This is a genomic window from Bacillus sp. FG16 (assembly GCF_057809515.1).
In genome coordinates this window covers 1-9,658 of record NZ_JBMDKC010000146.1, presented here as the reverse complement: position 1 = coordinate 9,658, position 9,658 = coordinate 1, and the positions used below count along the sequence as shown (strand labels likewise).

The 9,658-nt window shown below is 33.4% G+C and carries 6 protein-coding genes; 3 read left to right on the top strand and 3 right to left on the bottom strand.

Annotation, left to right across the window (positions count from 1 at the left end; all coding sequences use genetic code 11):
- The first annotated feature begins 408 nt into the window (after positions 1-408).
- Both ACODS7_RS29535 and ACODS7_RS29530 read left to right on the top strand, forming a co-directional pair.
- Positions 409-3,879 carry a chitobiase/beta-hexosaminidase C-terminal domain-containing protein gene (locus tag ACODS7_RS29535; protein ID WP_289670449.1) on the top strand — a complete coding sequence of 1,157 codons (3,471 nt, stop codon included), beginning with the start codon at positions 409-411 and terminating at the stop codon, positions 3,877-3,879.
- A gap of 14 nt (positions 3,880-3,893) precedes the next feature.
- The gene (locus tag ACODS7_RS29530; protein WP_098679104.1) at positions 3,894-4,133 is read left to right on the top strand and encodes a 3'-5' exonuclease; all 240 of its coding nucleotides are present in this window, start codon (positions 3,894-3,896) and stop codon (positions 4,131-4,133) included.
- A gap of 129 nt (positions 4,134-4,262) precedes the next feature.
- Here ACODS7_RS29530 and ACODS7_RS29525 read toward each other — a convergent pair whose 3' ends face one another.
- Entirely contained in the window at positions 4,263-5,258 is a 996-nt protein-coding gene (locus tag ACODS7_RS29525; protein WP_243168966.1) for a DUF4046 domain-containing protein, read from the bottom strand.
- Positions 5,259-5,653: 395 nt separating this feature from the next.
- Between ACODS7_RS29525 and ACODS7_RS29520 the strand changes: the two genes are divergently transcribed.
- Positions 5,654-5,932, top strand: coding sequence for a hypothetical protein (locus ACODS7_RS29520; protein WP_098679912.1), 279 nt, complete (start codon positions 5,654-5,656; stop codon positions 5,930-5,932).
- Positions 5,933-6,131: 199 nt separating this feature from the next.
- Here ACODS7_RS29520 and ACODS7_RS29515 read toward each other — a convergent pair whose 3' ends face one another.
- On the bottom strand, positions 6,132-6,293 hold the full coding sequence (locus tag ACODS7_RS29515) for a hypothetical protein (protein WP_208742787.1): 162 nt from the start codon (positions 6,291-6,293) through the stop codon (positions 6,132-6,134).
- Between the two features lie 551 nt (positions 6,294-6,844).
- On the bottom strand, positions 6,845-9,658 hold a 2,814-nt coding region (locus ACODS7_RS29510; RefSeq protein ID WP_488828261.1), incomplete at its 5' end, for a VaFE repeat-containing surface-anchored protein.

Sequence of the window (9,658 nt, the reverse complement as noted above, 5' to 3'; positions counted from 1 at the left end):
ATTTTTTTCATCAAAAAACCAGTGATTTCGGCAAAAACAACGCCCTATCACTGGTTTGTACGAACTTGCTATTTCCTTACTTTTGTAAACCCCATTTTAAGATTTGTCATTACAAGTTTGTAATAAAATCATCACACATATTTCATTTCAAATGATTAAAATTCCATTTAAGTAAAAACAAGTAATACGAACCTTAAATTGCATATTTAAATATATTTACACCATATTCTTTATACTTTAATATCCTTATGTATTACTAATCTTATTCATAGGGGGGAATAAAATGAATTCCAGTTAATCCTTCTTTTTTAAGGAAAATATTCCTAATTATAAAACAATTTCTTATTTATCTATTTCAGAAAATTTATATACTAATAAATAATAAGATTCCCAGAAACGAGGAAAAATATGTTCAAAAAGTGGAGTATATGTATAATTACAGCTGTGTTATTGCTTTCTCAATTGAGTTGGTTACCACAGCTACACATAAAAGCTGAAACACCTCCAAATTCTACTGCAATTCATAAATTAATGCCTAAATATTTAGTAACCAATTTTAATTTTGATATGAATGCATCAACTGTTACTGTTGATAAAAATAACTTTTATGTCGCTGGTAATTTCCGAACAGGAAAGGATCTAGTTGGAGTAAAGTGGGAAACGAAAGATAATTATAGTCACCCTAATTTAAAATACCCAACGAAACCTGATTTTAATAATGTTAGTCTTGAATATGATTATAAAATTGAAGGCTTTACAAACCTAATGGACAGTGGATTAGCACCCAGTTTAACAATCGAAACCAATAGCGGAGAAATTCATTATGTACGTCTCTGGAACTATGTTGTAGATCGTCCTGCGGAATCTTGGGAGCTTGGGGCAACCAGAGATGTTGGAAAAGAGATTCGTTTCCCTGAAAATCGAAAAGAAGGAACTGCTACGGGAGAGACAGGTCATATTAAACTAGATTTTAACAATTTATACGCTGGTTGGACACCGTATAGTTATAATATAGAACAAAGAAAATATACGCCAGACCCCAATTGGAAGAAGATACCTGTAAATGATATTAAGTCCATTATGTGGTCTGTTGTTCCACAAGGATATCAGTCTTCTGAAGCCGGTAAGAAATTAGGGAAGTCTGAAAAATTCAAACTTCATTTTAACAATTGGAAAGTATCAGGAAATACATACTTAATGGATGAACCTAAAAGTGCACCAAGTCAGAATGTGAGGATGACTGACGATTATGATGACATCTATAATTTAACTCCTGAAAGGGTTGTAAGTGATTATAAAAAATTAGGGTTTAGTAAGCTGGTCAATTTTTATATAGGCGCTTCTCATTATTATGACAAAATTTTGACGGATTCTGGCGTCGAAATGAATACAGAATACCCATTTAATCAAGGGTTTGAAGAGTGGTATAGGAATTACGCGAAACGTTTAAAAGAAAATAATATGGATCTTATACAATCTATTTCAATGGAATCAGTAGATGCTCCAGAGTCATGGTGGCAACGTACTTGGGATAATGTTCCGGGTACAACAGGCTGGACACCTACTCCCCATCTTTTAAGTTTTACGAATGAGGACGTAAAAACTTTCTATAAAAAATACGTTTTAGGATTAGCTAAAATCTCAAGTGATGCTGGTATTACACCAATGGTCCAATTAGGAGAACCTTGGTGGTGGCATAAAGAGGATATAGCAGGGAAGCCGCCTTGTTTTTATGATCAAGCTACAAAAGACCTATTTGAAAAAGAAAATGGATATCCTATGTATGATTTTCACTCATCAACGGAAGACATGACTGGCCATGAAGATATGTTAGAGTGGTTAAGTAATAAAAATGGTGAATTTTCTTTACTGTTACGTGATACATTAAAAAATTCTTATTCTAATGCTAAATTTACTGTTTTATTCTTTACTCCTTCTGTAATTGATAAAGATCGTGTTCCACCAATGATGTCAATCGTTAATTTCCCTAAAAAACAGTGGAAATATCCAAATCTGGACTTCTTTATGATTGAGGACTATGATTACCTGATTGACGGACATATGGATAAGCACAAAGAAACGTTAAAGTTTGCACAAGAAAATTTAGGTTACCCAAAAGAAAAGGTTCATTATTTCTCAGGGTTTGTTTTAAATAAAGAGCAACAACATGTTTGGAATAATATAAATGAGGCAATTAATGATGGCTTTAATCAAAAATTAGGTGAGGTATATATTTGGGCATATGCACAAGTTATTCGAGATGGTTGGCGAAGTCCTGGATTATTAAGTACTAATTATCCTGAGGGAAGCTATGGAAATCCAATCGATGTTACTCTAACTTCTACAAGCTCAGATAAAATAATATATACATTAGATGGAACAGAACCTACAGCTAGTCATGGTTCTACCTATACAGGTGCTATTCCTATTAAAGCTGATACAGTAGTAAAAGCAATTGGGTTAAAAGGTTCAAACATAGTAAATCGTGCTACACTGAACTATAAAATTACAAATTACGTTGACCTAAAGAATCTTACACCTGTTGATGTTAATGAAAATAAAAATTCTATGGATTTTTATTTCAAACCGGATAAAACAGGCTTATACAGATTCTTTACTATGCCTTATAAAGGAAAAGAACAAGGATCAGGAAATGAATTAAAACTATATCAGGAAGAACAAAGACTTGCTACCAACATGGATTCAGGTGGTCCATACGGTGCTCATTATGCAAAAATTGAATATAATTTACAAGCAGGAAAAACGTATGTTTTAAAACTATCTAATCCTTCTGGACAAAATGTTTTAAAAACAACATTAATGGCTGAAAGTGATTTTAATAGCACCAAACAAACAGCAGAAGCTGTAACTTGGGATCAAATAAAAGATCATAATCTTACATCTTTACATGATATAGATTATTATAAGGTGAATCTTACTGCACTAAATGAACAAACAATAAGCCTTACAACTAATGTAGCAACCATTGAAAATGGAAATGGTGAAGTCGTAAAAACGATGTTCCCTGGAAATACTTCTAACAGCTTTAAACCTGCAGCTGCGGGAACATATTATGTGAAGCTTTGGAACAATAAAGACCTTAATACGGACCCAGATTTAATGAATGCACTAAATCAATTAAATAAAACGACTGACACAAGTTCTATCTTAGAATTACAAAAGAATTTACAAAAAATGAAGTTCTATTTTGGTGATTTGACAGGCTTTTATAACGCTGATTTTTATATGTCACTGATATCCTATAAAAAGGTACTAAATAAATGGGATCCTGGTGTTGCAATTAGTGGGAAGATGCTAGAAGAAGATGCACAAATTGATGATCGTATTCGATATTATGCGAAACGTGATGTGGATTTAGGTAGGGATGCTGAAGGAAGCATCTATGAAACATTATTTGATGGTGATTTAGCAATCTTACAAGCTATACCGGTACCAGGCGAATCAGCGCTAATGCTTGGTCTATCTAAAATTGGTAATAAGTTTTTATTAAAAGAACTTCCGATATTGGGTAAGTTTGGGAAATTAACTTATAATAAAGAAACAAAATCATGGACTTCTTCTGGTGGACTTGAATATACTCAAGGTAGTGTTCACGGAAATCGTGTGAAGCATGTACTAGATCATACAAAACCTAATCCTAATAAACCTACACATTCTGTGTTTAATGTTGATAAAACAAAGTTATTAGAGTTATTAGATGAAGCTTGGTCCAAGAAAGGTGCTTCCATCACTGTGAATTCTAGGGCTTCCGATATTCCTATGGGGAGAATTATAGGAACTGAAGGAGAAACTGCAATTAGATTAGTTGTAGAACCAGGAACGAATAAAGTTATTACTGCATATCCTGTTAAACTTTGATGGAGGAACTTTTAATGGAACTATTTAGAGGGAAAGTTGTTTGTCCAATGTGTCATGGAAATGGGCTAATTTTCAAAGCAAAAATTAAAAACAAAAACACAATATTATATATATGTGATGAATGTGATGCAACATGGGAACGTGATAATGCCATTCAAATATCAAATTTCATAGAATTATCCAGTGTTTTGAAAAGAAGTAATAGTGTTTACTCGGATATATTAAATTTAGGGTATGATTGGTATAATGAGTGATTTGATGTTTTTATATTTTTTTGGATAAACTTGTTTAATTAGAAAAAACCAGTTACAAATGTGAACACACACATATGTAACTGGTTTTTTGAATTTTACATTTTGCTACTTTTATAAACCTTCTATTTTCTAGACCTGCTGTACATTCTTCATTTTTGGCATAGTTCTATAAATCTCTGGGTATAAATCTTTTAACATATCATACCGATTTTCTCGCCAATATTTTTGACATGGCGTTGACAATCTATTTTTAATTAACCACCTTTCACTATACACTTGTAACAATTGTTCTAGTGTTAATTTCTCTTTTTCTTCTACCGTCCAGCGTAAAGCTTCTAATCCTTTTTCTTTTGTCCAAAAATTCAGTGGTACCTCCTTTAATTCCCATTCTTTAAATCTTCCTGGATATAAACCATTCAACATGGTATAGGGACTTGAATTCCAATGTTTTCGAAGTGGTGTTGATAAACCATTTTCATTCAACCATCTCTTTCCATATACTTGTAACAATTGTTCCTTCGTTAACTTTTCTTTTTCTTCTACCGTCCAGCGCAAAGCTTCTAATCCTTTTTCTTTTGTCCAAAAATTCAGTGGTACCTCTTTTAATTCCCATTCCTTAAATCTTTTTGGATATAAATCATTCAACATAGCATATGGACTAGAACCCCAATGCACTCTGAAAGGTCTTTCTAATTGATTTTTGATCAGCCATTTTTTACTGTATACTTGTAACAATTGTTCTGTCGTTAACTTTTCTTTTTCTTCTATCGTCCAACGTAAAACTTCTAATCCTTTTTCTTTTGTCCAAAAATTTGCAGGAACTGAAGATTGCTGAAACTCCCATTCTTTAAATCTTCTTGGGTATAAGTCATTTAACATGGTATAGGGACTGGCTTGATAGACAATACCCAAGACTCCTCCCAATTTATACTTTTTAATGAGCTTCTTACACCATTGTTGCTTTATTTCTTCCCCTTCCCACTCCAAAACATTCTCAATCAAATATTTAGTCACTCGTTTTGCTAATTCACGATTACCATCTTCACTCCATGTATGTCGAGGAAAGATCGATCTTTTTCCATCTAATATTTCTTGATATATTTCTTCAATCTGAACCGCCTGCATTTTATCACCTCTTCTATAGGATTATTTGTATTATAGCGACAAGATTTATGAACAGGATAGTGGTAGGAGGAAAGTAACTATGAAAGTACTATTACCTTTAATTCAAATAACTTCAACGTTCATGACAACCACCTAGTCTTAGAATGATGTTATAGCGACTGAAATTTCTGATTACCTTAAAAAGTTTTGCTCAAAGATTCTCAGTTTGGTCCTACAAGGAATAGTGGGATAATATATTTTATGATATGATATATTTGTGATTTCTGTTTAAACAGTAAGCTTCAGTAGGGATAATACAGCTTTCTAAATCGCACATTTTCTGAAAGGAGCATGTCTTACCACTCATAAGATGTGCTCTATTTTTATACATAAAACAAGAAAGAGGGATGATACCAATGCGTGATGTGTATCCAGTCAAATATTATAGTACAGAAGGTTTTGTGGAACGAAAAATAGAGATTAATGAGGAAGATCTGCAACAAATTATTGAAGATTATTTAGATAGACATGTGGATTTTGACTTTGATGAGATTGAAGTGGTTAATAATCGTCCGATGAATATTTGGTTATATGCCAAGTGTAGAAAATATGTAGATGATGAAAATCCTGAAGAAGATGAAACGATATTTGAAGCTGAGGTGGAGATCCCAGGGGAATATGACGGAAATCTGTAAAAAAATTTATATTTCTCATATAAAACAAAACACAGCTGCCTCATCATGCAGTGGGATTTGCAATCAATCTTAAAGATGCTATAATATAAGTATCAACTTAAGGCATAAGTATTTCCTAAAACACATAAAATAAAAGAAGAGATGCGACAACATTTCTTCTGGTAACTGTTACCGCAAGGTGACTGGTTACTACTAAAATTTATTTTCTTTTAGAAGACCTTCCACACTTTCCACGGCGTAGGGAGGTCTTTTTACGTTGTTTGCTAAATTTGCTGACAAGCTTATTTCCATAAGCCGTGACAAGGATTGTTAAAAATACTTTTAACAGCTCCTGTAGCAAAGACAGTAAATATTCCATCATAGGAGTCACCTCCTTTCTCTCTAACATATAAGAGAAAGGACAACAACCAACCACCCCACGTTATACAGTTGTACTCATTCTATCATAATTCCATGGACTTACCAATATAAACAAAGAGACAGCACTGCCTAGCTGTCTCTTCATCCATTGTGATTTTGCTACATTGTGCATTCAAAGTATAACAGTTCTTCTAAAATCCGTGAACCTTTTGTACATAAAGACAAAAAAGATCACCCCTATTCTCCTATAAGGGAAAGAACCAACATCTTCGAGCGGGCTACTTTTTAATATTCAGAAACAGAAGTAACTATTATGTTGTTTCACCTTTAGCTCAAATATCTAAATAATTTAATCGTGCAGAGCAACAACCCGACCTTAGTGGTGTATAGTGGTGGTCATACCCCTTTCTTTTAAAAGGATATATTAGTAAACCAAAAATGTTACAGAACTATGGTTCTGTAACATTTTTTCATTAAACAAATTTCTATTTTGCTCAAAGATGCTTATTCTATTCCTTTTAAAAAAGCGTATATGTAATCATTATATAACTATTACACATTTCTACGTTTGATACATAATACTGTTCCTAGTACTAGTAATAAAAGACCAACTGCCATTGAAATCCACATGGACATATCTCCACCAGTAACAGGTAATATTCCTGTTTTGTTATGTGCTTTAGGCTGTTCGGGCTGTTTTTCAGTTACCTGTGGTTGTTCTGGATGAGGCAGTTTTATTTCTTTGAACTTCACCGTTTGATCTCCGTCTTCCATGTCAGCATGAATGGCAACTAAAATACCATCTTGATACAGTTCTTCAAATACTACCACTTCTTTACCTGATAGTTCAGAAGCGTTACATGTAAATTCTAACAAAATGGAGCCATCTTTCTCTTTCGCAGTAAACTTAGCTTCCGCTATTACTTCTTTTCCATCCACAAGTAATGGTTTGTTTGTCACCTTATCCATCAGTTTCCCTTTTACAACGTACTCTTTCCCTACAATTAAGTCTTTATATTCCACTTTATCTTGGATTGTGACAGATTTTGTAGCATCTAATTCTTTAGAACCGTTCGCTTTGTTTGTAGCTGTTGTTTGAATGGAAGGCTCTACGAATCTAATCGTTTGACCTGCATCATTCATATCAGCGTGAGTTGCAATTATTTCATTTTCATATAATACGTCTTCAAACACTACAACTTCTCTTCCTTGCTGTTCTCTACCATCGAATGTGAAATCTAATGTTACAAAACCATTCTTTTCTTTTGCTGTAAACGTAGTCTCCGCCTTTACTTCTTTCCCATCAATTAATAACGGTTTATTTGTCGCTTTGTTCATTAACTTCCCTTTTACAGTATATACTTTCCCCACAACTAAGTTCGTGTACTCCATTTTATCTTGAATCGTGATAGATTCTTTTGCATGGATTTCTTTTTTTTGATCATCTTTGTTAGTTGCTGTCGTTTTCACAGAGGGCTTCACAAACGTAACTGTTTGATTTTCATCATGAATATCCGCATGCATGGCAACAACTTTTCCATCTTTCAGTACCTCTTCGAATACGACAACTTCTTTTTCTTCTAAACCAGTTGCATCAAAAATGAAGTCTAACGTAATAAAACCGTTTGCTTCTTTTGGTATAAACTTCGCTTCTGCTGTTACTTCTTTCCCCTTTACAACTAGTGGTTTATTTGAGGCTTTATCCATTAACGTCCCTTTTAGCGTGTACTCCTTACCTACTTGTAAATCTTTGTATTCCACTTTATCTTGAATTGTGACAGACTTAGAAGTGTGCATTTCTTTTGTACCATTCGTTTTATCAGTCGCTGTTGTTTTTATCGATGGAATCTTTTCATTTGCTACAATGTGTTTAATGATTTCACCATTCTCCTTAATCTCAAACGAGAACGTTTCTTCATTTATTACATAACCATCCGGTGCTACAGTCTCGCGGTAAGTGTATGTACCAAATGGCAATTTTTCAAACTTCGCAATGCCTGCAGCATTTGTTTTACCTCTAACAACTTCTTTTCCTTCCACGTTAAAAATGGTAAATGCAGCATTTGGAAGTTTATTGTTACCATCAGCTATATCAACTTTGGTAATTTCTAAGCTCCCTGTAACACCCTTGTTTTTCACTTCGAAACTCAGTGCTTGATTGTGTTCTTTAATTTCGAATGGATATTTTGTATGATTCGGTACATACCCATCTAACGCTTTTGTTTCTTGGAAATAATACTTTCCAAAAATAAGTCCTTCTTTTTTGGCGATCCCTTCTTTATTGGTTATAACTTTTGCAATTGCTTTCCCATCCTCTGTAAAAATAGTAAATTCAACGCCCGGAAGGACTTTTCCATTATCACTTACTTTTTTTATTTCAATGTTCCCTTTTATACTTTCATTTTTGAATTGAACTGTAGCTGTTTCGCCCGTTTTAATCTCAATCGTTTGAGAAATTGGGTTCAACACATGTCCTTCTGGAGCTTTTACTTCTTTTATAAGATATACCCCAATCGCAAGGTTAGCTAATACGGCTGTTCCATTTTCTCCCGTTGTCATTGTACCTACAGATTCATTTTTTGTATTAAAAACCTCAAACACAGCACCTTTTAACACTTCGTTTTGTTCGCCTACTTTTTTAATCTGTAAAGAACCTAGTGATTCCCAATTAATAGTAAGATCTCGACTTATTTTCTCTTCATTTCGTTCTAATAAGACTGTAGTATTTTGAATGGTATCTGTTCCTTTATAAGCAATTGCTTGTACCTTACTAAGATTTGAAAGTACTTTCAAACTAAATTCACCTGTTTTTGTTGCTTTGGGAATCTGTATACGGAACTTTTCCCCAACTGTAAACTGATTTTTTACAACGCCATTTTCACTAATAATTTTAACGCCATCTGGTGCTTGATTTGTTTGAACTGTAAATATTCCATCTTTGGCATTTGTTTGAACTGTATATAAATTTGTTTCAAAGAAGTCACCTTTTAATTCTGCTTTTTGTTTTTCACTTGGAATAATATCCATGGAAATATCTTGTGTTTCTTTGCTGTTATTTGCTGCATTGATAATAGACTTTGTTGCTTTTTCAACATTTGCATTCTTATAATCTAATTCATTTACATCTAATTGTCCCAGAGCATTCCACACCGCTAATTGGGTACTGTAATGAGCTTCTTGCCAATTACTAACACCTAGATCCTTAGGACTTTTTTGAGGATAACCATTCAATAATACACGATATACAATATTATCGGTCTTCCCCATCTCAGGAAGATCTTGACCATCTGGAGATTTTAAACCTAGCGTTAAACAATAAGCGATTTGATCATTGGCTGCCTTTATTAGTTCCGTTTTAATCGGTTT

Coding starts and splice junctions, on each gene's coding strand:
- ACODS7_RS29520 (WP_098679912.1), top strand. CDS start 5,654: ATGCGTGATGTGTATCCAGTCAAATATTATAGTACAGAAGGTTTTGTG.
- ACODS7_RS29515 (WP_208742787.1), bottom strand. CDS start 6,293: ATGATGGAATATTTACTGTCTTTGCTACAGGAGCTGTTAAAAGTATTT.
- ACODS7_RS29525 (WP_243168966.1), bottom strand. CDS start 5,258: ATGCAGGCGGTTCAGATTGAAGAAATATATCAAGAAATATTAGATGGA.
- ACODS7_RS29530 (WP_098679104.1), top strand. CDS start 3,894: ATGGAACTATTTAGAGGGAAAGTTGTTTGTCCAATGTGTCATGGAAAT.
- ACODS7_RS29535 (WP_289670449.1), top strand. CDS start 409: ATGTTCAAAAAGTGGAGTATATGTATAATTACAGCTGTGTTATTGCTT.